Annotated in this window: 25 protein-coding genes; 10 read left to right on the plus strand and 15 right to left on the minus strand. The window is 58.2% G+C overall.

The window, feature by feature from the left end; all coding sequences use genetic code 11:
• The first annotated feature begins 93 nt into the window (after nucleotides 1-93).
• A complete protein-coding gene (pbpC, locus tag ACVDHI_RS04100; RefSeq protein ID WP_447211726.1) occupies nucleotides 94-2,343 on the plus strand; it encodes a penicillin-binding protein 1C in 2,250 nt (749 codons plus the stop codon).
• Nucleotides 2,344-2,431: 88 nt separating this feature from the next.
• On the opposite strand, the gene ACVDHI_RS04105 is transcribed toward pbpC, so the two are convergent.
• The gene (locus ACVDHI_RS04105; protein ID WP_041212808.1) at nucleotides 2,432-3,391 is read right to left on the minus strand and encodes a hypothetical protein; all 960 of its coding nucleotides are present in this window, start codon (nucleotides 3,389-3,391) and stop codon (nucleotides 2,432-2,434) included.
• 164 nt (nucleotides 3,392-3,555) lie between these two features.
• Here ACVDHI_RS04105 and thiI point away from each other — a divergent pair, with 164 nt between their 5' ends.
• Nucleotides 3,556-5,004, plus strand: a complete 1,449-nt coding sequence (gene thiI, locus ACVDHI_RS04110; RefSeq protein ID WP_039038656.1) for a tRNA uracil 4-sulfurtransferase ThiI — start codon at nucleotides 3,556-3,558, stop codon at nucleotides 5,002-5,004.
• A gap of 75 nt (nucleotides 5,005-5,079) precedes the next feature.
• On the opposite strand, the gene ACVDHI_RS04115 is transcribed toward thiI, so the two are convergent.
• Entirely contained in the window at nucleotides 5,080-5,472 is a 393-nt protein-coding gene (locus ACVDHI_RS04115; protein ID WP_039038657.1) for a hypothetical protein, read from the minus strand.
• Between the two features lie 101 nt (nucleotides 5,473-5,573).
• On the minus strand, nucleotides 5,574-6,206 hold the full coding sequence (locus ACVDHI_RS04120; protein ID WP_041212810.1) for a trimeric intracellular cation channel family protein: 633 nt from the start codon (nucleotides 6,204-6,206) through the stop codon (nucleotides 5,574-5,576).
• Between the two features lie 382 nt (nucleotides 6,207-6,588).
• Here ACVDHI_RS04120 and ACVDHI_RS04125 point away from each other — a divergent pair, with 382 nt between their 5' ends.
• The 8 genes from ACVDHI_RS04125 to ACVDHI_RS04160 all read left to right on the plus strand — a co-directional run bounded on the left by ACVDHI_RS04125 (nucleotide 6,589) and on the right by ACVDHI_RS04160 (nucleotide 15,302).
• Nucleotides 6,589-7,494 (plus strand): flagellin N-terminal helical domain-containing protein, encoded by a 906-nt coding sequence (locus ACVDHI_RS04125; RefSeq protein ID WP_042015961.1) that lies wholly within the window; start codon nucleotides 6,589-6,591, stop codon nucleotides 7,492-7,494.
• Between the two features lie 607 nt (nucleotides 7,495-8,101).
• Nucleotides 8,102-9,001 (plus strand): flagellin N-terminal helical domain-containing protein, encoded by a 900-nt coding sequence (locus ACVDHI_RS04130; protein ID WP_042015962.1) that lies wholly within the window; start codon nucleotides 8,102-8,104, stop codon nucleotides 8,999-9,001.
• Between the two features lie 601 nt (nucleotides 9,002-9,602).
• Nucleotides 9,603-10,502, plus strand: a complete 900-nt coding sequence (locus ACVDHI_RS04135; protein WP_042015963.1) for a flagellin N-terminal helical domain-containing protein — start codon at nucleotides 9,603-9,605, stop codon at nucleotides 10,500-10,502.
• Nucleotides 10,503-10,543: 41 nt separating this feature from the next.
• Nucleotides 10,544-11,002 carry a flagellar protein FlaG gene (locus ACVDHI_RS04140; protein WP_225315744.1) on the plus strand — a complete coding sequence of 153 codons (459 nt, stop codon included), beginning with the start codon at nucleotides 10,544-10,546 and terminating at the stop codon, nucleotides 11,000-11,002.
• Nucleotides 11,003-11,033: 31 nt separating this feature from the next.
• A complete protein-coding gene (fliD, locus tag ACVDHI_RS04145) occupies nucleotides 11,034-12,431 on the plus strand; it encodes a flagellar filament capping protein FliD (RefSeq protein WP_162183356.1) in 1,398 nt (465 codons plus the stop codon).
• Between the two features lie 20 nt (nucleotides 12,432-12,451).
• Nucleotides 12,452-12,874, plus strand: a complete 423-nt coding sequence (gene fliS, locus ACVDHI_RS04150; RefSeq protein ID WP_324062467.1) for a flagellar export chaperone FliS — start codon at nucleotides 12,452-12,454, stop codon at nucleotides 12,872-12,874.
• A gap of 14 nt (nucleotides 12,875-12,888) precedes the next feature.
• On the plus strand, nucleotides 12,889-13,197 hold the full coding sequence (locus ACVDHI_RS04155; RefSeq protein ID WP_233759671.1) for a hypothetical protein: 309 nt from the start codon (nucleotides 12,889-12,891) through the stop codon (nucleotides 13,195-13,197).
• Nucleotides 13,197-15,302: a motility associated factor glycosyltransferase family protein gene (locus ACVDHI_RS04160; RefSeq protein ID WP_447211727.1), complete on the plus strand. Its 2,106-nt coding sequence runs from the start codon at nucleotides 13,197-13,199 to the stop codon at nucleotides 15,300-15,302. Before ACVDHI_RS04155 ends, ACVDHI_RS04160 begins: the two co-directional genes overlap by 1 nt.
• A gap of 73 nt (nucleotides 15,303-15,375) precedes the next feature.
• Here ACVDHI_RS04160 and ACVDHI_RS04165 read toward each other — a convergent pair whose 3' ends face one another.
• The 12 genes from ACVDHI_RS04165 to mtnN form a co-directional block, all read right to left on the minus strand.
• The gene (locus ACVDHI_RS04165; RefSeq protein ID WP_323882231.1) at nucleotides 15,376-16,041 is read right to left on the minus strand and encodes a class I SAM-dependent methyltransferase; all 666 of its coding nucleotides are present in this window, start codon (nucleotides 16,039-16,041) and stop codon (nucleotides 15,376-15,378) included.
• An 11-nt stretch (nucleotides 16,042-16,052) separates the two neighbouring features.
• Nucleotides 16,053-17,102: a pseudaminic acid synthase gene (gene pseI, locus ACVDHI_RS04170; protein ID WP_080767979.1), complete on the minus strand. Its 1,050-nt coding sequence runs from the start codon at nucleotides 17,100-17,102 to the stop codon at nucleotides 16,053-16,055.
• A gap of 3 nt (nucleotides 17,103-17,105) precedes the next feature.
• Nucleotides 17,106-17,657: a UDP-4-amino-4,6-dideoxy-N-acetyl-beta-L-altrosamine N-acetyltransferase gene (gene pseH, locus ACVDHI_RS04175; protein ID WP_113070439.1), complete on the minus strand. Its 552-nt coding sequence runs from the start codon at nucleotides 17,655-17,657 to the stop codon at nucleotides 17,106-17,108.
• Nucleotides 17,658-17,671: 14 nt separating this feature from the next.
• On the minus strand, nucleotides 17,672-18,826 hold the full coding sequence (gene pseG, locus ACVDHI_RS04180; protein WP_447211728.1) for a UDP-2,4-diacetamido-2,4,6-trideoxy-beta-L-altropyranose hydrolase: 1,155 nt from the start codon (nucleotides 18,824-18,826) through the stop codon (nucleotides 17,672-17,674).
• Complete coding sequence (locus tag ACVDHI_RS04185; protein WP_042015973.1) at nucleotides 18,827-20,116, minus strand: aminotransferase class III-fold pyridoxal phosphate-dependent enzyme; 1,290 nt, start codon at nucleotides 20,114-20,116, stop codon at nucleotides 18,827-18,829. It abuts the gene before it with no gap.
• Nucleotides 20,113-20,868, minus strand: coding sequence for a glycosyltransferase family protein (locus ACVDHI_RS04190; protein WP_324062474.1), 756 nt, complete (start codon nucleotides 20,866-20,868; stop codon nucleotides 20,113-20,115). Before ACVDHI_RS04190 ends, ACVDHI_RS04185 begins: the two co-directional genes overlap by 4 nt.
• Nucleotides 20,865-21,710, minus strand: a complete 846-nt coding sequence (locus ACVDHI_RS04195) for an aldo/keto reductase (protein WP_447211729.1) — start codon at nucleotides 21,708-21,710, stop codon at nucleotides 20,865-20,867. The genes ACVDHI_RS04190 and ACVDHI_RS04195 overlap by 4 nt, the downstream gene beginning before the upstream one ends.
• Nucleotides 21,701-22,843 carry a UDP-4-amino-4,6-dideoxy-N-acetyl-beta-L-altrosamine transaminase gene (gene pseC, locus ACVDHI_RS04200; protein ID WP_049636137.1) on the minus strand — a complete coding sequence of 381 codons (1,143 nt, stop codon included), beginning with the start codon at nucleotides 22,841-22,843 and terminating at the stop codon, nucleotides 21,701-21,703. Before pseC ends, ACVDHI_RS04195 begins: the two co-directional genes overlap by 10 nt.
• Nucleotides 22,840-23,844, minus strand: coding sequence for a UDP-N-acetylglucosamine 4,6-dehydratase (inverting) (gene pseB, locus ACVDHI_RS04205; RefSeq protein WP_041215437.1), 1,005 nt, complete (start codon nucleotides 23,842-23,844; stop codon nucleotides 22,840-22,842). Before pseB ends, pseC begins: the two co-directional genes overlap by 4 nt.
• A 101-nt stretch (nucleotides 23,845-23,945) precedes the next feature.
• On the minus strand, nucleotides 23,946-24,785 hold the full coding sequence (locus ACVDHI_RS04210) for a cobalamin-binding protein (protein ID WP_410487951.1): 840 nt from the start codon (nucleotides 24,783-24,785) through the stop codon (nucleotides 23,946-23,948).
• Entirely contained in the window at nucleotides 24,778-25,710 is a 933-nt protein-coding gene (locus ACVDHI_RS04215; protein WP_324062476.1) for a cobalamin biosynthesis protein CobD/CbiB, read from the minus strand. Before ACVDHI_RS04215 ends, ACVDHI_RS04210 begins: the two co-directional genes overlap by 8 nt.
• 26 nt (nucleotides 25,711-25,736) lie before the next feature.
• Complete coding sequence (gene mtnN / locus ACVDHI_RS04220) at nucleotides 25,737-26,429, minus strand: 5'-methylthioadenosine/S-adenosylhomocysteine nucleosidase (RefSeq protein WP_010674306.1); 693 nt, start codon at nucleotides 26,427-26,429, stop codon at nucleotides 25,737-25,739.

Consider the following 26,429-nt stretch of genomic DNA (forward strand, 5'->3'; position numbering starts at 1 on the left):
ACTTTCTGGCAGCGTGGCTGGCTGAAATTGGGTCGCACTGGCCACGCTTGCTGGAGCTGGCTTGGTCGCCTGCCACGCTGGCTGCGTTTCTCGATGCTGGGCGTTGTAGCACTGCTCCTGTCATTGCTGGCGCTGGATCGACTCTTCCCGCCGCCACCGCTCGACCCGGCCTATGCACGGGTGGTGCTCGACATGAAGGGGCGACCGCTGCGCGCCTTTGCCGATACCAGCGGCGTGTGGCGTTACCCCGTGACCCTGGAGCAGGTTTCCCCTCGCTATATCGAGGCGCTGCTGGGCTACGAGGATCGCTACTTTTGGCACCATCCCGGGGTCAATCCGGTGGCCATGGTGCGCGGGGTCTGGCAGTGGTTGCGTTACGGGCGGGCCGTGTCGGGGGGCTCGACCCTCACCATGCAGGTGGCCCGCCTTATCGAGCCCTACCACAGAAGCGTGCCCGGCAAGCTGCGCCAGATGGCGCGCGCGCTGCAGCTGGAGTGGCACTATGACAAGCGCACCTTGCTTACCGTCTACCTCAACCGGGCGCCCTTTGGCGGCAATCTGGAGGGGGTACAGGCGGCAAGTTTTGCCTATCTCGGCAAGAGCGCGGCCAAGCTGACCCATGCCGAGGCGGCGCTCTTGGCGGTGCTGCCTCAGGCCCCCAGCCGCAACCGGCCGGACCGGCATCCCGAACGGGCTCGCGCGGCTCGCGACAAGGTGATGCAGCGGCTGGTGGCGCAGGGGGTCTGGCCCGAACAGGTGTGGCTGGAGGGACGCATCGAGCCTGTGCTGGCCCGCGGTCACTTCACGCCGATGGAGGCGCCGCTCTTTGCCCGCCTCGCCGCCGACCATCAGGCCGGGGCCCTGGTGCATACCACCATCGACGGCGATCTGCAGCGCTGGCTGGAGGGGCTGGTGGCGAGCTATATCCGCCGCTTCCCCGAGCAGACCTCAGCGGCGTTGCTCCTGGTCGACAACAAAACCATGGCGGTGCGCGCCTATGTGGGCAGCGCCGAGTATGGCAATCTGCGTCGCCACGGTTATCTCGACATGGTGCAGGCGATCCGCTCTCCCGGCTCCACCCTCAAGCCCTTCATCTACGGTCTGGCGATGGACGAGGGGCTGGTGCACTCGGCCTCTCTGCTCTCCGATGCGCCAAGGCTGGGCTCGGACTATCGCCCCGCCAATTTCTCTGGCGCCTTTCAGGGACCGGTAACCCTGGCCCAGGCGCTGCAGCAATCCCTCAACGTGCCGGCGGTGCAGGTGCTGGAGGCGCTCGGGGCCGACAGACTGGTGAGCCGCCTCGACAACGCCGGGGTGAGGCTGGCGCTCGTAGGCAAGCCCAATCCGGCCATTGCGCTCGGGGCAGCGGGCATTCGGCTCGAGCAGCTGGTGGCGCTCTACAGCTCGCTGACCCGGCAGGGGCAGGTGGCGATGCCGGTCTGGCTGGCGGGGCAGCAGGCGGTGTCACGCCCCTTGCTGAGCCCGGGGGCCGCCTGGATCATCTGGCAGATATTGAGCGCCCAGGGGCGCGCGGATCAGCCCTTTGCCAGTGAGGCGACCGGCCGGGTCAATCGACTGGCCTGGAAGACCGGCACCAGCTATGGCTATCGCGACAGCTGGGCCATGGGGGTCTCCGGTCGTTGGACCATCGGCGTCTGGCTGGGGCGCCCCGATGGCACCCCCATGCCCGGCTTTTATGGACAGAGCGCGGCAGTGCCGCTGCTGCTCTCTGTCTATTCGCGGCTCTCGGACAACAGCCCCCTGCCGGCACAACCCAACACGGTGAGCGAGGCCGAAGTTTGCTGGCCGCTGGGGCGCAAGACGAGCGCGACCCTGCCAGAGGCCTGTTTGCAGCATCAGAGCGCCTGGCTGCTGGAAGGGCGCGACCCTCCCACCTTGCCGGATCCCATGGATTGGCCCTCGCCGCTGCGCCAGGTTGCGCTCACTGTCGACGGCAAGCCGACGCTGACCCGCTGCCACGATGCGGCACAATCCGCTTTTAGAGCGCTCTGGCCGCTGTCGCTGGAGCCATGGCGCTCACCGGGCGAGCGGCGTCAGGCGCTGCTTGCCAGGGGCTGCGCGGGGGAGGGGCAGAGCGCCGAGCAGCAGGCCCCCATCCGCATCCTGGCACTGGGGGAGGGCAACCTTATCCGCAGTCAGCGCTATCGGTTGCAGCCCAAGGTGCTCGGCGGTGTCGGCAAGCCGGCCTGGTTTCTCAACGGCCAGCGGCTGCGCTGGGACGGGGATCAAGTAGTGAGCAAGGCGGGCCGCTATCAGCTGGTGGTGGTGGATGAGGCGGGAAACAGCGATCGCATCGAGTTTCGGCTGGAAAACCCCTCCTGAGGGCGTGGTGAGCGCCAGAATATTGACGGCATCGGTGATGGTCCCGATGCCGTCAGTTGATTGTCGATTCCCCGGCAGAGGCGGGGAGTCAGGGCTTGACCTGCCCCAGCCGGGTGAAGAAATGCCGGCTCTTGCGCTGGTGGAAGTGGCTCTTCTTGATGGGATGAAACACCAGGTCGCTCTGTGGGTGACTCCCCTTGAGGTGGTGGATCATCGCCATGGCCGGTAAGCCAGTACTGACGAGCGTGGTGAGCGGCAGGGTGACGGTCTCGGGTCCCAGCAAGGGTGTGAACCCCTGCTGGGCCTGCTCGAAGCGGGTCAACACGGCGGGTTCGGCGTAGCCGCTGCCCAGCATGGCGAGCAGGGCATCGAGGGCCTGATGGAACTCGGCGAGCTGCTGACGAAAGCCGCTTCGCCCCCGCAGGGCAATGAGCTCCGCAAACGGGATGTCGGCCAGGTGAGTGGGCACTTGCAGCGGGATCTCGAGGTGGAAGCAATCCTGACCGCCGCGATTGTGGTAGCGGGATTCGAGCAGGTGAAGCAGGCGGTCGAGATAGTCGTGATCGGTAATCAGCGCCCCGTCATTGGCGAGAGCCCACTCACGGGCGAGGCGCATGGAGAGCAGGTTGGCAAAGCGGCGCGCCATTCTGATCCCCCCTTCATCCTGCGTCGCAAAGCCGTGGGTCAGACAAAACCCGTGTAGCCGCTCCAGTCCCGCCTGAGCCGGGCAGAAGCAGTCGTGGTTGGGGGCTGAACGCCAGCGGGCGATGAGCTCCCTGTTGCCAAACACCTTGTGACGCACGAAGTCGGGGGCGACCAGGCCGGCAATCTGGCTCTCCACCTGGGGCGTGATATGGGCGAAGAAGGCGGGTCGTGGCGGCTCGGCCAGCAGGTCGGTTTGCTGGCGCAGGGTCTCCAGCAGGGCGGTGAGACCGCTCTTCTCACTGACGGTGAAGACGAAGGCGAGCCGCTCCAGATAGAGCAGGGCAAACTTGAGCCAGAGCTCGTCGCGTACCTCCATGCCGGGGTAGTAGATATGGGTTTTCATGAATGCTGTGTTGCCAGGATGCAGGGGTGGGAATATACGCATGATTGCCCGGATGCGGCAAACTTTGCGTGGGGGAATGTGAGCAGCCGCTCATGCAGTAGGCGCTGGTCACAAAGTTCTGATATAATTCGCGCCCTTAAATCAAGGCCACCCGAGTCATTACCATGAAGTTCATTATCAAGCTGTTCCCTGAAATCACCATCAAGAGCAAGTCGGTTCGCCAGCGCTTTATCAAGATCCTGCAGGGCAATATCCGCAATGTCCTGCGCCGCTTCGACGACGATGCCCGGGTGCGGATGGATTGGGACAAGCTGATCGTGAGCTCCCGTAATGACCAGTTCCGCGAGCAGGCCATCGAAGCCCTGGCCTGCATCCCCGGCATTCAGGCCTTCCTCGAGGTGCAGGCCAGCAAGTTTACCGACCTGCACGACATCTTCGAGCAGGTGAAAGCCGTCTGGGGTGATCAGCTCGAGGGCAAGACATTCTGCGTGCGTGCCAAGCGCCACGGCAAGCACGAATTCTCCTCGCTGGAGATTGAACGCTACGTGGGCGGCGGTCTGAACCAGCACTGCGTGAGCAACGGCGTGCGCCTCAAGAACCCGGATGTGAAGATCAACCTCGAGATCGATGGCGAGGAGCTTTTCATCGTCAGCGCCATCCACCAGGGGCTGAGCGGCATGCCCATCGCCACCCAGGAAGATGTGCTGAGCTTGCTCTCCGGCGGGTTTGACTCGGGTGTCGCCTCCTTCCAGTTCATCAAGCGCGGCTGCCGGGTGCACTACTGCTTCTTCAATCTGGGTGGGGCGGCTCACGAGATCGGCGTCAAGCAGGTGGCCTATCACCTGTGGAACCGTTTCGGCTCCTCCCACCGGGTGCGCTTCACCGCGGTGGATTTCGAGCCCGTGGTGGCCGAGATCCTCGAGAAGATCGACAACGGCCAGATGGGGGTGGTGCTCAAGCGGATGATGATGCGTGCCGCTGCCAAGGTGGCCGACGAGTTCCAGATCCCGGCCCTGGTGACCGGCGAGTGCGTTGGCCAGGTTTCCAGCCAGACCCTCACCAACTTGAACGTCATCGACCGGGTGACCGACAAGGTGATCCTGCGCCCGCTCATCACCTGGGACAAGCCGGACATCATCAGCGAAGCCCGTCGCATCGGCACCCTGGAGTTCGCCGAGACCATGCCGGAGTACTGCGGCGTGATTTCCAAGAAGCCGACCGTGAAGGCCGAGCTCTCCCGCATCGAGGCGGAAGAGGAGAACTTCGACTTTGCCATTCTGGACAAGGTGGTGGCCGAGGCCCGTTACCTCGACATTCGTCGCATCGGTGAAGAGACCGCCGCCGAGGTGCAGGAGGTGGAGACCACCGCCGAGAGCGGTGACGACGAGGTGATCCTGGACATCCGCTCCATGGAGGAGCATGACGACAAGCCGCTGGTGGTGGAAGGGCGCGAGATCATGCATATCCCCTTCTTCAAGCTGGCCACCGCCTTTGGTGACCTGCCGAAAGAGAAGACCTACCTGCTCTATTGCGATCGTGGCGTGATGAGCAAGCTGCAGGCGCTTTACCTGAAAGAGAAGGGCTTTGCCAACGTCAAGGTCTACCGTCCGTGATGTGACGGCAAGACGCGTATAAAAAATCCGGCCAAGGCGCCGGATTTTTTATTTCACTCGGATGAAGGTAGACGCTCAGGGGCAGGGGACCGGGGTGAAGGTTTCCTGACCCTGACAGCGCCAGCCCATCTCGGCCTGACGCATCTGCCACAGGTTGTTGCTGCGAAACAGGGTCAGGATGTAGAGCATGTCGCTACGCTGGCCATCAAGGGCCACCGAGAGCACCAGATCGTTGTCCAGCTGTTGAGCATGGATACGGGTGGGTACATCTTTATGGCCGACGAAGCGGCGAGCCACTTCGCGATAGTCGTTGACCCAGCCTTGCTGACTGCTGCTCGCCTGACGGATCTGCTGGTTGAACTGCTGCACCGGGGTGGATGCCAGACGCCCGAACAGGGCCTGTGCCCCCGCATGAGCCGCTGCCACCATCATCAGAACAAGCGTGGTAATGAGCCCAAGTTTTTGCATGAGGTTTTCCGGCTTGAAACGACCCCTGTATGACAACAGAAAAGCCGGCTTGGTTCAATCTTGTCCCTGCCGGGATGGGATCTCGCCCACTCTGAGGCTTCTCAGTTGCGCTGCAGCGAGAAGGTGGGCAGGGAGAGGTGCCAGTAGATGGCCGCCACCCGCAGACCAAACACCCCGAGCATGCTGATGAGCATGGCGCTGACCCTGTCTACCCCGACCTCCAGCGACAGGGTATAGAGGATGCCGCCCAGAATGCAGGCGGTGGCGTAGATCTCCTTTTGCAGCACCATGGGCACTTCCCGGGCCAGCACGTCCCTTATCATGCCCCCAGCGACCCCTGTCATGGTGCCCATCAATACGGCGATAAGCCCCGATGTACCAAAGTTGAGGGCTTTTTGTGCCCCGATCACGGTAAAGAGCGCCAACCCGAAGGCGTCCGCCACCGGCAGCACGTACCAGGGCATGCGGCGGGGCAGCTTGACCATCCACATGCCGATGAGCGCCGTGGCAATGACCACCCAGATATAGAGGGGGTCGCGCACCCAGAAGACCGGGGTTGCCCCCAGGATCATGTCACGGATGGTGCCACCCCCGATGGCGGTAACCGCCGCCAGCACCATGACACCGAAACCGTCCATCCTGAGGCGGCCCGCCACCAGTACGCCCGAAAACGCGAATACCGCAGTACCAAACATGTCGCTGATGTAAACAATCTGCTCAACCAGTGTCTGCATGGAGAACAACTCACGTCCAATAGATGATGGGGCGGCGATTTTAGGGGCAAGGTGTGGGGATGAGCAATGCTGGCGTGCAAAAGTGGGAGCCAGCGCCGATTTCTGAAGGCTGGGTGAAGATCACGCTCCCGCCTTGTCTGATGCGGGCTGTGGCCACTATGGCCCGGGGGGCGGGCTGTCAGGTGACAAAAAATCCTGATTTTTTTCTCAAGGGTGAGGAATAGAGGCCGATATATAGGTTAGGCGGCGATTACTGCCAGAAAGGCAGAAAAAAGAAATTAAAGTCTTGTGAAAAGGCGCCGTTAACTAAACATATCAGGCACAAAACACAACAAAGCCTGAGTGAATTAAAGTTAAATTTTAATAGCTTAGGAGAAAAATCATGAGTCTGTATATCAATACCAACGTTTCATCGCTCAACGCTCAGCGTAACATGATGAACAGCACCAAATCCCTGGATACCTCCTACACCCGTCTGGCCTCTGGCCTGCGCATCAACAGCGCCAAAGACGATGCGGCAGGTCTGCAGATCTCCAACCGTCTGACCTCCCAGATCAACGGTCTGGACCAGGGCAACCGCAACGCCAACGACGGCATCTCCCTTGCTCAGACTGCTGAAGGGGCGATGGATGAAGTGACCGGTATGCTGCAACGCATGCGTACCCTGGCTCAACAATCCGCCAACGGTTCCAACTCCGCCAAGGATCGTGAAGCCCTGCAAAAAGAAGTGGATCAGCTGGGGGCCGAGATCAACCGTATCTCCACTGCAACCACCTTCGCAGGGACCAAGCTGCTTGATGGTTCATTTAGCGGTACTTTCCAAGTAGGTGCTGATGCCAACCAGACCATCAGCTTCAGCCTGAGTCAGGCCAACGGTTTCAGTATCTCTGGAATCGCAGCGGCAGCGAACACCACGGTAACGGCAGCAAGTGGTGGTACCCTTGCGGTCGATGCCATTTTCACTAACGGAGCTGCAGCTGGCGGTATCAGCATCAGTACCCAGACCAACGCCCAAAACGTGCTGGCTGCGGTTGATTCCATGCTGACCGTGGTCGACAGCAAGCGTGCCGAACTGGGTGCGGTGCAAAACCGTCTGGACTCCACCATTCGCAACCAGGCTAATATCTCGGAAAACGTCTCTGCCGCTCGCTCCCGTATCCGCGATGCAGACTTTGCGACCGAGACCGCCAACATGACCAAGCAGAACATCCTGCAACAGGCGGCTTCCAGCATCCTGGCCCAGGCCAACCAGCGTCCCCAGTCTGCACTCTCCCTGCTGCAGAACTAAGGTCCTGATGCCGAGAAAAAGAAAAGGGCGGTTGTTCAGGCCGCCCTGGTAAACAAGATGGAACAATGGGGTGTTCGGATTTACGCCTTGTTCTATCGAAAGAGAAGTTCTCTTATTGGTATACCCCTCGAGTGTTGCGCAGATCGTTCACTCTGTCACCCTCGAGGTTGTTCTCCTGAGCGTAAGCTCTTCTTTGGCCGACATTGTCGGCCTTTTTTATGGGCGCCGAAAAAATGGCGACACAGAAAACACTGCACAACCCATGCCAATTTATGGCATCAGATATGAAAAAGGCGGGAGAGGAGCAAGGGAGGGGGAAATGAAGTGGCCGATGGGCTACCAAGGCTCCGCTTTCTCACTTTAGTGACCTGGTATGCATAAATTGTTTTAAAGGTTCTGAGAGGCAGGCCGTTACAGAAGATGAAGCAAATCGAGGGGTGTTCGGAAAACCAACATTTGCGCAACTGCGGGTCCGATGTCCGTTCAAACAGAGGACCCGCCAGATGAGACAGACCGTTCAATCTGTCCATCTGAACGGTGGGAACCTGATTGTGTATGACACAACACACAGGGCCCGCAGTTCCTTGTTCATCAGGAGAGACCTTTTATGGCCATGTTTATCAACACCAACACTTCATCACTGAACGCCCAGCGTAACTTGATGAACACCACCAAGTCGTTGGATACCTCTTACACCCGTCTGGCCTCCGGCCTGCGCATCAACAGCGCCAAGGATGATGCGGCGGGTCTGCAGATCTCCAACCGTCTGACCTCCCAGGTAAACGGCCTGGACCAGGGCAACCGCAACGCCAACGATGGCATCTCTCTGGCGCAGACCGCTGAAGGGGCCATGGACGAAGTGACAGGCATGTTGCAACGCATGCGTACTCTGGCACAACAATCTGCCAACGGCTCCAACTCCGCCAAAGATCGTGAAGCTCTGCAGAAGGAAGTGGATCAGCTGGGCTCCGAGATCAACCGCATCTCCACCGATACCACCTTCGCTGGCACCAAGCTGCTGGATGGAAACTACAATGGCAGCTTCCAGGTAGGGGCGGATGCCAACCAGACCATCAGCTTCAGCCTTTCTCAAGCTGGGGGTTTTAGCATTTCCGGTATTTCTGCTGCAGCGAACACTACTGTGACGGCAGCGAGCGGTGGCACTCTTGCCGTGAGCACCATCTTCTTGAGTGGTAGTGCGGGTGGCATCAGTATCAGTACTCAGACTAATGCGCAAAACGTACTGGCCGCCGTCGATTCCATGTTGGGTATCGTGGACAGCAAGCGTGCCGAGCTGGGTGCGGTGCAGAACCGGCTGGATTCGACCATTCGCAACCAGTCCAATATCTCGGAAAACGTCTCTGCCGCTCGCTCCCGTATCCGTGATGCAGACTTCGCCACCGAAACCGCCAACATGACCAAGCAGAACATCCTGCAACAGGCGGCTTCCAGCATCCTGGCTCAGGCCAACCAGCGCCCGCAGTCTGCTCTGTCGCTTCTGGGCTGATGACCCTTGACAGGGCGACTGTCCATGCCACCTAGGTCTAAAAAGGAAGCATTTTATGCTTCCTTTTTTATTTAGCCCCTGTCTTTCTGCTTGCGATAGGCAGTTGTGGCGTTTGCCACAGCTCAAGTGATGATCATCGGTAAGGTAGTCTGCACGATGATATTCTCCTGGACCGATACCTCGCGATAGTCCCGGTCCGTCTTGCCTCATGATGACTCACAACCAGCCACGACTAACCCGCAGCATCAAATGTGACGTTATCTTTCCACTCCGTTCATGGTTGTCTGATTGCCAGACTCACCACGGCAATATTCTCTCCGGCTATTTCTGCATCAAGGGAGGAGGTACTTTGCCACCTGGGTCGCCAAAAGCGGCAAGTATTTTCCTAAAGCTTCCGGCAGGGCTGCCGTTACAGATGATGAAGCAAATTGAAGGGTGTTCGGAAATCCAACATTTGCGCGACTGCGGGTTCGACGTCCGTTCAAACAGAGGGCCCGCCAGATGAGACAGACCGTTCAATCTGTCCATCTGAACGGTGGGATTCTGACTCGCTTGATGCAAGCAGGACCCGCAGTTTCTTGTTCATCAGGAGAAATCTTTTATGGCCATGTTTATCAACACCAACACTTCATCACTGAACGCCCAGCGTAACTTGATGAACACCACCAAGTCGTTGGATACCTCTTACACCCGTCTGGCCTCCGGCCTGCGCATCAACAGCGCCAAGGATGATGCGGCGGGTCTGCAGATCTCCAACCGTCTGACCTCCCAGGTAAACGGCCTGGACCAGGGCAACCGCAACGCCAACGATGGCATCTCTCTGGCGCAGACCGCTGAAGGGGCCATGGACGAAGTGACAGGTATGCTGCAACGCATGCGTACCCTGGCGCAACAATCTGCCAACGGCTCCAACTCCGCCAAAGATCGTGAAGCTCTGCAGAAGGAAGTGGATCAGCTGGGGGCGGAGATCAACCGTATCTCCAAAGACACCACCTTTGCCGGTACCAAATTGCTGGATGGCAACTACAGCGGCAGCTTCCAGGTCGGTGCGGATGCCAACCAAACCATCGGTTTCAGCCTCTCCCAGGCTGACGGTTTCAGCATCTCCGGCATTGCGGCTGCAGCCAATACGACGGTGGATGTAGGTACTGTCATTGGTACAGCCATCAACGTTACCGCCATCTTTGCTGCCGGTAGCTCTATCAGCATTAGCACTCAGAATGGTGCTCAACAGGTTCTGGCTGCTGCTGATGCCATGTTGGGAGTAGTGGACAGCAAGCGTGCAGAGCTGGGGGCGGTGCAGAACCGTCTGGACTCCACCATTCGTAACCAGGCCAATATCTCGGAAAACGTGAGCGCAGCACGTTCCCGTATCCGCGATGCAGACTTTGCGACAGAAACCGCCAACATGACCAAGCAGAACATCCTGCAACAGGCGGCTTCCAGCATCCTGGCCCAGGCCAACCAGCGTCCGCAGTCTGCACTGCAACTGCTGGGTTAAGCGGGCCGTAACGTCAACATCATTGATATGAGGAGCAGCAGATGGGCAATGAATCGATAGCCATGCCTTCTGTTTCTTCGACGCTAACTCAACATGGCGGCCCTCAGGCCGCCATGCCTGCTTCTTCATCCGTTGCGGGTGGACATGATGTGGCCGAACAGAAAGGCGTCGAGTCGGCAGCCAAGGCATCGCAGGAGCCACCGACACACATCAAGGCAGTCAAGCCGAGCATTGACAAGGCCTATATAGAAAAACAGGCCCAAGAATTGCAGGAACGCTTGGACAACTTGAGCAAGATGAAGGGATGGACAATCAACTTCAGTCTGGTTCCCGAGCTGGAGCAGCCGGTCATCAAGGTCATTGATGTGGATACCAAACAGGTTATCCGACAGATCCCGAGTGAAGAAATGCTCTTGATGAACAAGAGGTTGCAGGCCATGGAGCAGGCAGGGAACACCCTGCCAAGTCTCTCCGGGCTGTTGTTCGATGGCCAGGTGTGACCTGATATTTTAAGTCGATAGACAGGAGGATGTGATGGCAATTACTTCAGCAGGGGCGGGGTCTGGACTCGATCTTGAAAGTGTGATCTCGGCGAGTGTTGCAGCGAAAAAAGCTCAATTGCAACAGCCGATCATTACCAAGCAAAACAGTACCCAGATCTCCTTGTCCGGTATCGGTCAGCTGAAATCCTCCATCTCTGCCTTTACCGACATTCTGGATAAACTGAGTGCGCCAGGTGCGTTCAACAAACGTGCCATCAACATCACCCAGAGCAAAGATGACCCCATTTTGAAGGTGGAGAGCAAGTCTGGTGCTTCCAACGGTCAATACAACATCATCGTCAATAAGTTGGCGGAAACGAGCCGCCAGGAGGGGATCTTCGACAGTTCGACCACCCCTCTGGCGACTCAGGATGGGCAACTGACCTTCAAGGCGGGTGACAAGACGTTCAAGGTTGATGTGAAGGCTGGGGACACCCTGCAAGATATCCGTAAAAGCATCAACAGCAATGGCGATAACTTCGGCCTGAGTGTCAACATCGTAAACACGGCTGATGGCAAGGCCAAGCTGGTGATCGACTCCGGTATCTCGGGAGACGGCAAGGATTTGACCATCACCGGCGATAACGCCGAGCTAGGGGTCTTCGAAGCCGGTGGCGGTGTGATGAGCCAGACCCGTGCAGCCAGCAGTGCCGAGATTAACGTGGATGGCAACGTCCTCAAGAGTGATACCAACACCTTTGATGATTCCATTCAGGATCTCAAGGTGACGGTACTTCGCGTGTCGGATAAAGACAGTGCGGGGGATCTCAAGGCAAACAAGGTCGATATCACGACCGATAAGACCTCCATTCAGGAGCTTGTCCAGCAGTTCGTGGATGGTTACAACACTCTGCAAGACAAGATGAATTCCCTGGGCAAACGCAACACCTTCGTGGGTGGTGTGAAGCAGGACGATGGCGGTGCCCTGGCCGGTGATTCCACCACCCGAGCGATCGAGTCTTTCATGAGCAACCTGCTGGTCAGCCCTTCTCAGAACAGCGGTACTTATTCCACCGTCTTTGAGATTGGCATCAAGATGGACAACAAGGGAAAACTGTCCCTCGACAAGACGAAGTTCGGGGAAGCTGTCGACAAGAACTTCGATCAGGTGGTGGCCCTGTTTGGGGGAGAGAAGGGGCTGGCATCTACCTTGAATTCCGGCCTGAAAGAATATACCAAGAGCGGCGGCATGCTTGCGCAACGAGAAGATGTCCTGAATTCGGATTTGCGTGCGCTGACCCAAAAAACGTCTACGGCCAATGCCCAGTTGACGAAGTATGAAGCGGCATTGCGCGCCCAGTACGGCAGTCTGGATGCCTTGTTGGTCAAGATGAACAGTTCTGCTTCTGCATTGGCAACATTGCAGACGAGTTATCAGAAGTCTTGATAGATCGAGAGTGTTGAATTATGTACAAGCGCAATATCAAAGCATATACAGCGGGTAATTTGGCGGCCGATCTGGCCACTGCAGACCCTCACCGTGTCATCCAGTTGATGATGCAGGGCTGCCTGGAGCGACTGGCTCAAGCCAAGGGAGCCATTGAGCGCAATGACATGGAGGCCAAAGCCACTGCCGTCTCCAAGGCACAAGGATTGCTTCACGGGTTGCAGGATGCGCTGGACATGAGCCAGGGGCGCATGGCGGAGGATCTGTATGGGCTTTACGCCTATATGGATGAACGGGTTTGGGATGCCAGTCTGAACCGGGATACGGCGCCTCTTGATGAAGTGATGACTCTGATGCTGACCATCAAGTCAGGCTGGGATCAACTGCCTGAACCCGAAAAACACCAGGGTTATCAGATGAGACAGCAGTTGGGTGAGCTGTGAGCTCCAGGCTTGCCGTGCTCGAAGAGGCACTGGACGAGAATGCCCGCCTCCTGGAGACGCTGTTGCGGCAGCAGCAATATGATGATGCCTTGCAATGCATGGATGACAGGCTTGTCTTGATCGATAAGCTGGTCACGCTGGCCAGCGGCGAAGCGGCAGAGCAACAGGCGGTAGCCGCTCTGGCCGTCAGATTGTCCGTTCAGGAAGAGGCCATGAAAAACCTGGCCGCCACTCATCATCATGCCATTTTTGAACAGTTGACCCTGTTCGGAAGAGCCAGCAAGGCCGGTCAGGCCTATCGTGTGAACAGCAAGGAGTTCTGATGTCGCTCAATGTCGATTCCGCCCTGATGCAAGCTGAGCAGGATGCACTGCGACTCCAGCAGCAGGCGGAACAGGAAGCCGCCATGGCAGTGGCGTTGCCGCTGAGATTTGAACAGAATATGGCGGCATTCCGTCGATATATTCCCCATATCGCCGATACCTATGAGCGTTACCAACCCGCTCGCCCGTTCAGGTTCTTCTGCAACGAGAATGGTCAACCCAATCTTGAGTGGCTAGACGATGGCGTTGCCGTCTACGGCAACGAACCCTACCTCATCTGTGAGACCCTGGTCACCGAGTTCATGGAGAAAGGGGGCCTGTCCAAGTTCTCCTTCAGCCAGGAGGCAAATCCCCTTGGCTTTATGCATGTCGAGTATCTCAACAAGCTGAATGCTTACCTTGACGATATTTCTGAGACGGAGACCCAGCTCGAACATGTCCCCAATGAGGTCCCCAGCGCCCTGGTGTTTGGCGTCGGTCTCGGATACCACCTTGGCTATCTCTATGAAAGGTGCAAGATCGGCACTCTGTTCCTCTTCGAGCCAGATCTGGATCTCTTTTACGCCTCCTTGTACTGCTTCGACTGGGCACCTTTGCTCGATTACCTGCATCAGGAGAACCTGGGGATGCAGATCCTGCTGGGACAGGATGAAGAGAGTATCGTCAAGGATTTCGCCTCTGCCATTCACAGCCGTGGTTCTTTCCTGATTGCCAATGCATTCATCATGTGGGGCTATCAGAATGAAAAGATCAAAAAGCTGATCGAAAAGGTGCAGCAAGAATATTTCTTGCTGGTGATGGGGTGGGGGTTCTTTGACGACAATCTGATCGCCCTGTCTCACACCATCAACAACATCGAGCGCGGAGTCCCGTTCCTGCAAAAAGATCGACGGGTCTCGCCCCAGTATCAACGAACCCCTGTTTTCATCGTCGCCAATGGCCCGTCTCTGGATGATGCCATTGCTGTCATAGAACAGAACAAAGACAAAGCCATCATCATTTCGTGTGGCAGCGCCATTTCTGCCTTGCACAAAGTGGGCATCAAACCGGACATTCACGTCGAGACGGAAAGAACCAAGGTCGTTTATGATTTCCTGGTGAACCTGGATGATCCTGAATATCTGCGCGATGTGCTGTTCCTGAGTACCGATGTCATTCATCCTGACTGCGCGACGCTGTTCAATACCTCGGCACTCGCATTCAAACTCAGTGAACCTGGCGTCGTGCTTTATCGAAATTATTTCCCCGGTTTACAACCTTGTGCGGCCCTGGGAGGGGTGAACCCCCTGGTCGGCAACATCGGTGTCAGTGCTCCCATCCACCTTGGCTTCAAGCATCTTTATCTCTTCGGTCTGGACAATGGGTACAAGCACAAGGGGCATCACCATTCCCGGCTCAGCTCTTACTACAACAATGAAGAGAGTGCCGGAACCCTGGGTGAGATGATGTATGGCGACAGCCAATGGCGGCGAGAAGGGAATTTTGGCGGTATGGTCATCAGCAACACCATGTTTGATACCTCCCGCCATGTCATGGAGCAAGCACTGGCGGCCAATCCCGATGTACAGTGTTTCAACTGTAGCGATGGCGCCAAAATAACCCATACCAGAGCCTTGCCCAGCGTTGAAATCAGCTTCTCCCAGCGCGTTGACAAGACGGCGTTGCTGGGAGAAATCGCATCGTTGTGCGCCCCCATTCCGCTGTCCAAAGAAGACTTTTCTTCTCTGCTCGATGTCGAGTTCTTCAATATTTTCATCGACAAGATGATGGAGGAATGGCAGCAGCCGTTCGCGTCGCGCAACGAAGTGAACCAGTTGATGTTGCGCAACTTTGGTTACCTCGCCCAGATCGCAGCCACACGGCAGCAGCATATTACCCAGACCATGGTCGGCTCAATGAACTATGTGTTTACGCTGTTGAGCTCCGTTCTCTATTCGTTCGAAGGTGAAGAAAAAACCCTGCAACTGATGAAGCCAGCCATCGCGTTGTGGCTGGAGTTCCTCGGGAAGGTGAAGGCGATGTATCCAAGAGCACTCGACAGTGTGGACATGATAGATAACGAAGTGATGGCATTGTTCAGAAAAAAAGCGGGTAGCAAGGTGTGAATCTCCCCTGGAAGGGGTTATACAAGCCATGAGCCTTGCACGAAGAAAATACCGACCCAGGGGTCGGTATTTTTTATCTTTTTGGATAGGGGTTCTGCGCTGCGAGCAACCTTGCATCCTTTCGCAAGATTTGCACGGAGATTAGGGCATCCGGTTCCATTTCTGCGCTACCGTCGTGATGCTGTACATGTTCAAACAGACGGTGGTAACCCGGATGCCAACCAAACAGCTCCCCATAGTTCATCTTGTAGCTGAATAAATGGGCATGATGCTGATAGTCGTTGCGATAATGTCCTGCCGGCGGGTTGAAATCCAGTATGGTCATCAGGCCCCGATCGGCCAGTAGCGCATCGCTGCCAGCGGCAATCTTGAACAAGTCTTGGGGATCGCACAGATAGAGGCAGAAGCCGAAGATGATGAGATCGACAGGTTCTATATCGGGCAGACTGTCGGCCGTTCCGACTGCAAGGTGCAACCCGGGATAGCGTGTGCTCCCGTCTTCAATGGCGCTGGCCGAAGGGTCCACCCCATAGCATCGGGCACCGTAGTGCTCGGCCAGCTGCGCCAGCCGCCAGCCATTGGCACAGCCTATCTCCAGGATCCTGGCAGGTCTGCTGCCCAGATATTCCAGCGCCTTGAAGATGGGATCATTTGCCAGAGATTTATCGAGGATGGCGGCCTTGTTGCGCTTATACCACTCATTCCCTTCGTGGTCCATGAAGACGTTCTTCTGATGCATATGCCCTTCCATTATTTAAAAACGTCGTTGTTTACCGGCGTGTTTGCCAATATAGGTTGAGTAACAGTTTTTCCTATCACATCAGGAAGATATTTGGGTGCCAATCCAAAGCCAGGACGTACACTGCGCACCGCATCTGCCGTGATGGTTTCTCCCACCTGCAGGTCTTTGACAAAATAGAGAGAGCGCCGAAATTTTACATTTCCCACTTCGCTGGATTTTCGGCTGTAATCCACTTGACCCAGTGCAGACCATGCTGTTCTGGCACTAATACATAGTTGCTTTAATTCTGTCGGCTCCAGCGAAAAACTATCGTCAGGACCACCGCCATTGCGATCCAGAGTAAAATGTTTCTCAATGACCGATGCTCCCAAGGCAACACTGGCAATAGCTGTTGTATTGTCGAGCGTATGATCGGATAACCCAGTCACTAATCCGAAGCGCTGCTGCATATCTAGCAAGGTGCGCAAGTTGTAATCTTCAGCCGGAGCAGGATAACCACTGACACAGTGAAGTATGGCTAATTCTTTGCAGCCACCAGTTCTCGCCGCCTCAATCGCATTTTCAATTTCTTCCGCGTTTGCCATGCCCGTCGATATGATCATGGGTTTGCCTGTGCTTGCGACATAGCGGATCAATGGTAGGTCAATTGCTTCAAAAGAAGCAATCTTGTAGGCAGGCGCATTGAGCTCTTCTAGGAGATCTACCGCGGTGGTGTCAAAAGGAGAACTGAAAATTGTAATACCGATTTTACGGGCATGCTGAAATAAGGGAGCATGCCATTCCCAAGGTAGCTGAGCCTCTTGGTAAAGTTGATAAAGACTCTTACCGCGCCAAAGCCCTTCATGGATTTGAAATTCTGGGGAATTGCTGTTAAGAGTAATGGTGTCTGCTGTATAAGTCTGTAATTTTATAGCGCTAGCACCAGCATGCTTAGCCTCTGTAATTAAGCGGAATGCATTATTTAGATTGCCATTATGGTTAGCAGACATTTCTGCTATCACATATGGAGGAAAATCAACACCAATGCCAACATCATTAATAAATATTCTTGGTTTCATATGCTATCTGCTCCTGAATGCTGTTATTCTTTCTAGTTGAGCAGTTCTATTGGATTCCCATTGGGTTTTTAAAATAGCCAGTCTATGAACGTTGATAAACTCTCCATTAGTAAAGCGCTGATCCTTAAAAACCCCCTCAGTTTCAAAGCCAAACTTGTGGTGTAAAGTAATTACAGGGCGATTAAACTCTAATACCTCACAGTATAGTTTGTGTAAGCCAAGCGTAATGAATGCTAGGTCGAGCATCAGAAACTCCATCTTAGCTCCAGATCCTCTCGGTGCTGAAGGTGCTGTGTAAAATGCCCAGGCTGAATTTTTATTACTCAAGTCTATATTGTTAAATGATGTTATGCCACATGGCTGCCCTTCGTATTCATACATATAATATCTTTGGTCTTGACGGAGTTTAGTTTTCTCCCACCAAGAATAATGCTCTTCACGCGAAATAATATGCTGAGTGTACATATTACTTCTTACTTTTTGCTCGTTACGCCAAGCGAGCATTATATCAAGTTCATTTTCTCTAACATTTCGTAATACACCAAGAGAATCCATGGCAAAATTCCCATTTAAGTAGATATTATTTTGTCTGAAACTAACCAGACTCCTAAACCATCTGTAATACTACTGGCACAACTTGTCATTGCAGTGCTAGTTCCTGGTGCTGTAATAAATTCATTAACCCAATGTGTAATGTTTTTTTCCATATTTCTTTCTTGCATACACACAGCCGCTCCAGCCGACATTAAATTGTGTGCTGCTTCTTGTTGGTTGTCTGCAATTATCATCATCAATGTAGGTAAACCGAGACAGCATCGCTCCCAAGATGTACTACCCGCAGCACCGATCGCCAAGTCACTACTCGCCATAAGTTGCGCCATATTGTTAGCATTAACCAGTACTTCGGTTGGCCAGTGTAGAGTTGCAGCGAGATCTTCAATCTGTGTTAGCCATGGGGCCTTTGGTCCCATTACTACAAGGATCCGACAACCGTCAGGCAAGGGGGCACAGCGTAATGCATTCAACACTTGGCTAGTTACATTAAGCTTGTCGACACCCCCCATAGTGATCAGAACCTGTTTTAACACCGGACGCTGGCGCCGCTTTAGAGAGTATTCTCGTAATTCAGCAAATTCTGGGCGAAGCAATGCATAGCGTGGGCCGATCAGGAGTTGGCAACCGGGTGGGACATGCTTTCGGTAGTCATCGAGCTGGCGGCCCAGATTCTGGTCGAGCAGCAGATCGCAATCGTGAGGACGATCTGCAAGGTCATCGATAACCATGATTCGACCGACATAATTACGGAGCCTGCTTTCCCAGTGGGCGTCGAGAGCGTAGTGGTCGACAATCAACCATGCTGGACACATCTCGGCCAGAATTACATGGGTTTGTGCAGCATCCAGCATCCTGCTGCATCCAAGCCAGCTCGCATGTGCAGGTGAGGATATGTCCACAGAGTCTTGTTCTGGCTCGGCGACTGTGTCAAGCAGATGGCAGTGGTGCCCACGGGTACGGATAAGCTCAGCCAGGTGTCCTGGATGCGCACGGCAGATAAACCAGCACTCAGCCCCTTTCTCACTCAATGCATCGGCTAGGGTCAGACAGCGCATTACATGGCCTGAACCGATCTCCAGCGATGCATCGGTACGAAAAACAATCCGCTGGCCGTCTAGCCTCATGCTATCCGATGCTGTGCGTTGAGTCTGCGGCATATCTGGTTGCACTCAGCGCACCTTGAAAACCGGCTGGATAGGCTCGCCATCCAGGGCCTGATGGATGGCCTTGCTCGCGTCCAGACGGATAAGCTCCGGCAGGACTTCTGCATAGACGGCCAGCAGGGTTCGAATGTCCTCTTCACTATGGGCAAGGTTCAGGTTGTGGCTGCCAAGGCTAAGGATGCCACGCTTGCACAGCTCCTGCATTAAATAGCTCTTTAACTGCCAGCTTGTGTGGTTGGTTGAATCACCTGTCAGTAAGAAACACCAACTGGGGTGGCCGGCGCTTTGCAGCCAGCCTGGGGCATCCAGCTTTTGCAACAGGGCGTTGAGCCCATCGAGCAGTTGCTGGCCCCGCTCGGCCAGGCGAGTGGGCACGTCGAGCCGACGCATCTTGCCGATCACGGCGTTGGCCGCCGCCAGGGCGATGGCATCGCCGCCGAAGGTGCCGGAGAAGAAGATGTCCTCCATGCGGCGCATGTACTGGCGGCGGCCCACTACGGCGGAGATGGGGAAGCCGTTGGCCATCCCCTTGCCGAAGGCGGCCAGATCCGGGGTCACCCCGAACAGGGTCTGGGCGCCTCCTAAATGATTTCTAAAACCTGTGATGGTCTCATCGAAGATGAGCAGGGCGCCGTGCTCGTCGCACAGCTGTCGCAGACCGGGCAGAAAGTCCGGGGCGGGCCAGGCGACGTTCATGGGCTCCAGGATCACGGCGGCAAACTCGCCGGGATGGGCTTCCAGCTGGGCCTTGAGGGAGGCCAGATCGTTGTAGTCGAAGCGATGGGTCAGCTCGCGTACGCACTCGGGCACCCCCAGGTGGCGGGTGGTGGAGCCTATGTACCAGTCCTGCCAGCCGTGGTAGCCGCAGACCGCGACCCGCTCTTGCCCTGTGACGGCGCGAGAGAGGCGGATGCAGGCGGAGGTGGCATCGGTGCCGTTCTTGCCAAAGCGCACCATCTCGGCGCAGGGAATCAGCTCGATCAGCTGTTCCGCCACCTCGGTTTCCAGCCGATGGGGAAGGGAGAAGATGGAGCCCAGGTTGAGCTGCTCCAGCACGGCCTGGTTCACCTCCGGATCGCAGTAACCCAGGCTGATGGCGAGCAGGCCGCTGGCAAAGTCGAGATACTCGTTGCCATCCACGTCCCACACTCTGGCACCTTGGCCGCGCTCGATAAAGAGCGGGGCGGCGCCGTAGGGGAAGCAGAGGCGGCTCTTGGAGAAGGTCTGGGACCCTAAGGGAATGCTCTGCTCGGCCCGGGCTGAAAGGGTCAGTGAATGCTGATACCGTGAGGTCATGAGTGGTTCTCCTTGGCCAGCGATCGCGCCAGCCCCTCATTGCGTTGATGTTGAGTGTTCAGAGTCGCCAACTGCGGCTCACGAGCCAGCAGGGCGAGAATGTCGTCGGTGGCAAAGGCCGGGTTTGACGGGTAGAGGCGCTGATATATCTGCTCGACCAGGGCGAAGTCGGCGGGTTCGTCCACCGTCCAGCGCAGGTGGGCTAGGCTGGGGGTGCGGCTAAGTGCCCCTATCTTGAACTGATCCGCATGCTGGCGGATGTAGTAGGTGACGTGCTCGCGTTGGGTCGGGGTGTGGGCGTACTCGGCCAGCAGCGCCAGGGTGGCGACGCTCATGATCTCCGCGTCCAGCCCATCAGGGTAGCTGGGATCCCAGCAGTTGCTGCTGTAGTCGTAGCCACCGTCCAGATGAAGCGCGACAAGCTCGTCGATGAGGGCGGGATCCGCGAGGGGGCAGTCGCCGGTGAGCCTGACAATCTGGCTGGGCCCAAAGGGCTGGGCCGCGAGATGAAAACGCAGCAGCACATCGTCCAGCGGGCCACGGAAACAGGGCACGTCCAGCTCGGCGCAAAGCGCCGCGATGGCCTCATCCTGGCGCTGATCACTGGTGGCGACCACCAGTTGATCCAGCCTGGCGGAACGTTTGAGCCGCTCTATCTGGCGGGCGAGCATGGGCTCGCCGAGCAGAGGCTTGAGCACCTTGCCAGGCAGTCGGCTGGAGTTGGCTCTGGCCTGCAGGATCCCGAGGATCATGATGTTCTCCACATGGCAGGGTTGATGAGGGCCGGCTCGTCGCAGGCGAGGGTTGCCAGTTCGGCGTCCTGAGCAGGATGCAGATGGGCATAGGCAGATGCAATCGCTGCCAGCTCGTGTGCGTGGCAGACGCCGACCACGAAGCGGCTCACCTGGGGCAGGGCCGGGATCAGGGCAAGTGCCTTGTGGAGGAGGGAGAGGTGGGGCTGCCACCCATCCAGTCGCGAGAGCGGTTCGCTGAAGGCGTCGAAATAAGGGGGACGAAGGGTTGGCTGCATCAATAACAGGCCTTGCAGGAAGAGGGAGCGCACATGGATTTCACACCCCATGGCCTGCAACCGATCGAACCAGCCTGCGCGAAAAAAACGCTGATCGAGCAGATTGGCGGGGAGCTGAACCAGCTCCAGGGGATAACCCTGCTCGAGCCAACGCGTCAGCTCCTCGGGGGTGTAGACAGAGACGCCCACCTTGCCCACCTTGCCCTGATGCTGCAGGTCTGCCAGCCGCTCGAACAGGGCCGGGCTGGCGTCCTGGCTGCGGTGCAGCAGCAAGCCCTCGACACGGGGACGAGCCAGTCGTTGCAGGCTGGCCTCCAAAGAGGGGGTCAGATCCGCGGCATCGATATTGGGTGAGAGCTTGGTGATGACCTGAAAGTCGGCGGTGTTGTACATCCCGAGCCTCGCCTCGGCCTTGCCGTAGGCCTGGGCCGTGTCCAGGGTATCCACCCCCAGCTTGCGGGCCAGGGCCAGAATGGCGTCGAGCTCCTGATCCTGCACTTCGCCTGTGCGGTTGCTGATGCCGTAATCGAGCCCGAACTGGACCGTACCCAGTGCTAGGCGCATAGCACCGACTCCAGGGTCTGAACGACCTGATCCTGCTCGGCCAGGGAGAGGCCGGGGAACAGGGGGAGGCTGATGGCTTGTCGATAATAGGCCTGGGCACCGGGATAGTTGGCGGGGTCGTGGCCGAGCTCACGGTAATAGGGTTGGGCCGGAATGGGCATGTAGTGCACGTTGACGCCGATACCGGCGTCTCTCAGGCGGGCAAACACCTCATCCCGGTCTTGCACCCGGATCACATAGAGGTGGTAGCCACTGAGTCTGTCATGCCCCTGGTGCAAGGGCTCGACCGGCAGTCGGGTCAGCAGCTCGTCGTAGCGGGCAGCCAACAACCGGCGCCTGTCAATGAACTGCGGCAGGCGGGCGAGCTGGCTGCTTCCCAGCGCCGCCTGGATGTCGGTCAGGCGATAGTTGAAGCCGAGTACCTGCTGCTCGTAGTACCAGCCCCCCGGAGTGTCGACGGTCAACTGCGCCGGATCCCGGGTGATGCCATGGCTGCGATAGAGACGAAGCCTCGCGGCCAGCTCGGCACTGCGAGTCGTGACGGCGCCCCCTTCCCCGGTCGTGATGGGCTTGACCGGATGGAAGCTGAAGACGGTCATGTCGCTGTGTGCACAACTGCCGATGGGCTCTCCCTGATAACGGGCTCCCAGGGCATGGCAGGCATCTTCGATGAGGGACACACCATATTCTCGGCACAGGGCGCCTATCTCGGCGAGATCGCAGGGCTGGCCCGCGAGATGCACGGCGACCAGGGCCTTCGGCTGACGAGCGCTGCCCTGAACCCGTTGCAGCTTCTCGCGCAGCGCCGTCACGCAGAGGTTGCCGGTTGCGGAGTCCACGTCGACGAAATCCACCTGGGCGCCGCAATAGCGGGCACAGTTGGCTGAGGCGACGAAACTGATGGCGGAGACCCAGACCCAATCCTGTTCGCCGAGCGCCAGCGCGGCGCAGGCAAGGTGCAGGGCCGTGGTGCCGTTGCTGCAGGCGATCACGTGGGGAGCCTGGCAGTAGTCGGCCAATCCCTGTTCGAAGGCGGGGACCGCCTCACCCTGGGTGAGGTAGTCCGACTTCAACACGGCGACGACGGCTTCGATATCTTCATCTGTGATGGATTGGCGTCCATAGGGGATCATTCGGCGAGCACCTGCTGATTCATGACTTTCAATTCCTCTATCGACAGGAAGTGGCGATTATTGAGGGAATTGTATTCAAAGCCGTGCTCGACCCGCACCGCGGTGTCACCCAGGGCATTGACGGCGAAGTCATTGTTTCGGCTGGTGAAGGTGATGCTGGGAGCGATGACGTAATAGTCATCAAATTCATAGGTGTGGTAGGAGTCGTCAGCCGGACACATCACCTCGTGCAACTTCTCGCCCGGACGGATACCGATGATCTCCTGGGGCAAGTCCGGCGCCATGGCGCTGGCGAGATCCGTGATGCGTACCGACGGGATCTTCGGAACGAACACTTCCCCCCCTTTCATGCGGGCAAAGTTGGTCAGCACGAACTCGACCCCCTGTTGCAGGGTGAGCCAGAAACGGGTCATCTCGGCATGGGTAATGGGGAGGCTGCTGGCCCCTTCCTTGATCAGGCGATCGAAGAAGGGCACCACAGAGCCCCGGGAGCCGACCACGTTGCCATAACGTACCACGGAGAAAATGGTGGGGTGCTTGCCCGCCATATTATTGGCGGCGACGAACAGCTTGTCGGAGCAGAGTTTGGTGGCGCCATACAGGTTGACCGGATTGGCCGCCTTGTCGGTGGAGAGGGCGATCACCTTTTCGACCCCGTTGTTGAGGGCCGCCTTGATGACGTTTTCCGCACCATGGATGTTGGTCTTGATGCACTCCATGGGGTTGTATTCGGCGGCAGGCACCTGCTTGAGGGCGGCGGCATGCACCACGAAGTCCACGCCGTGCATGGCCATCTCGAGGCGCTCGGCATCCCGTACGTCACCGATGAAATAGCGCATGCAAGGGTGATTGAAACGCTGCTGCATCTCGAACTGCTTGAGTTCATCACGGGAGTAGACGATCAATCGGCTTGGCGTGTAGAGGGAGAGGACAGCCTCAATGAACTTCTTGCCAAAGGAGCCGGTTCCCCCGGTGATCAGGATCGTTTTGCCGTTGAACATGTCATGGTCCCGTTATGAAGTGAGTGTCTGTTAGATTCAAAAGCATATTTTATGCCATAACCAGCGATATGGGAGAGAGCATCGCCGTGACGAAGGCGGTATCAAGGGGTTGACGCGCTGCTCCCGGCGATCGCCTCGCATATCTGCTCCACCGCGTTGAGGGCGCGGGGGGTGAAGCGATGCAGTTCATCGGCGTTGATGAGGGCGAGCCGTTGGTGTTTGACGGCGTCCAGCATGGGCCACTGCCGCCAGTGATCCAGCACGGAAGGATCCCGGCCGCCAGCCAGGATAAGCCCGGGATTGGCCTTGATCACCTGCTCCAGCCCGACCTGGGGGTAGGCTGCTCCCGTCGTCGCCATGATGTTGCGTCCGCCGCAGAGGGTGATGGCCTGCCCCGGCCAGGTCGAATTATTGACGCTGGTGAGCGGCGGGTACCAGAGCTGATAGAAGACCGACAGGGGCTTGGGCTCGCCGTAGCGCGCCGCCAGGGCGTCGAGCCGGGTCAGATAGGCGCGGGCTTGCTCGTCGGCCCTGGGCGTGAGCCCGAGAAGGTGCCCCAGGCTGCGCATCTCGGTGGCCAGGGAGGCAAAGTCGGTGGGCTCCGAGTAGAAGACGGGAATGCCGAGGCGCTCGACCGGGCCCAGCATGCGGGCCTGGGCGGAGCGCCAGGCCACTACCAGATCCGGCTTCTGGGCCAGCAGCGCCTCGAGGTTGATGCTGCGATAGTTGGCCACCCTGGGGAGGTTGGCCACCTCGGCGGGGTAATCGGAGGCATCGTCGGTGGCGACCACGCGATCCCCGGCGCCGATATCGAACAGCAGTTCCGTCAGATGGGGAGTGAGGCTCACGATGCGCTGCGGCGGGGTGGCCATGGCGCACAGTGAGGTGCCCAGCAGGCAGACAAACAGGCCCAGGGCACGAAGGGAAACGCGATCAGCCATGATTGAGCGCCATCCATGTCAGGAGCAGCGAGAGCCCGAGCCAGCCCCAGCCGGTCAGCTGCAGATGCTGCAGCAGGCGCAGGGGCAGGTTGGCATCGGGTTCGCTCCCCTCATCAAATACCGGCAAGCGCACCAGCTGGCCCTGATAGTAGCGGGGGCCGCCGAGTCGGCTGCCCGTCGCCCGGGCCAGCAGCGCGAGCAGGACCCCCATGGCGGGATGGGGCCAATGCAGCGCAGGTCGCACTCTGTTGCCCAGCCCGCGCACCTGGGTCAGGCACAGGGGGAGCGCCAGCAACAGGATGGCGGGGGCGCAGAAACCCTGATAGAGCGCCGCAGCCGGGCGGCCGAAGTGGACGAACGCGTTCTGCTTGGGGTTCCACGCCAGATGGGTCAACTGGGCGAGCCGCACCAGCAGGGCACCCTGTACCCCGGCCAGAGCAAAACCCAGCAGGGGGGCGGCCCACTGACCCACGAGGCGCAGCACGCAGGTCTCGCTCACCGCCTTGTTCAACCCCATCACCGAGAGCTTGCCGGTCTCCCGCTTGAGCCAGGGGGCGACCTGCAGCCTCGCCACGACCAGCGTCTCCTGGGTCGCCAGGGCGCGGCTCCCCCGGGCGAGTTCCCGCAAGGGGCGGGATTCGAGCATCAGCAGCAGGAACAGGAGGTCGAACAGGGGCTCGGACAGGGAGAGATTGCGCACCGCCCAGAGACCGGCAGCGCAGGGCACCCAGACCACCAGCAGGGCAAGGAGCCCGGCCTGGCTCTGCTGGCGTGGCGTGCCGTCGGGGCGATAGACCTTCTGGCCGAGGCGGGTGAGCAGAGGCACGGCTGCGCCGGGTCGAAAGCGTGCGGGCCAGGGCAGCAGGGCCTCCAGCAGGGCGGCCCCCACCATGATGGCCGCCGTCGTGGAGGCGAGGGCGGTCATCAGAGCATCCCAGGAGGGGGCGTCGATCACAGCTTGCCGAGCAGCGCGATGATCACTTCGGCGGAGTGTTGACCCGCCACCTCGATGAAGGCATCGAAGGATTCCACCTGCTCCTTGCCGGCGATGTCCGACATGGCCCGTACCACCAGATAGGGCACCTTGAACATGTGGCACACCTGGCCGATGGCGGCCCCTTCCATCTCCACCGCCAGCATCTGCGGGAAGTCGGCACGGGCTTTCGCGATGGCGTCCGGCTTGCACATGAACTGATCGCCGGTGCAGATGAGCCCGACCTTGGTCTGGTGCTTGCCTTGCTCGGCAATGCAGGCTTGTGCCAGGGCGATGAGTTTTTCGTCGCAGGGGAAGGCGGCGGGCTGCTGGGCCATCTGGCCCATCTCGTAACCGAAGGCGGTCACGTCCACGTCGTGGAAGCGCATCTCGCTCGCGATGACCACGTCACCGATGTGCAGATCCTGGGCGAAGCCGCCGGCGGAACCGGTGTTGATGACGCAATCGGGAGCGAACTTCTCCAGCAGCAGGCTGGTGGCGACGCTGGCGGCGACCTTGCCGATGCCGGATCGGGTCAGGATCACCTCTTTACCGGCCAGCTTGCCCTGATAGAACTCGCAGCCGCCCAGTTGCAGGGTGGTGGGCTCGCTCAGCTGGCTGCGCAGCAGGGCCACTTCCTGCTCCATGGCGCCGATAATACCTACTTTCAT

Source organism: Aeromonas sp. 25-248, assembly GCF_053005425.1.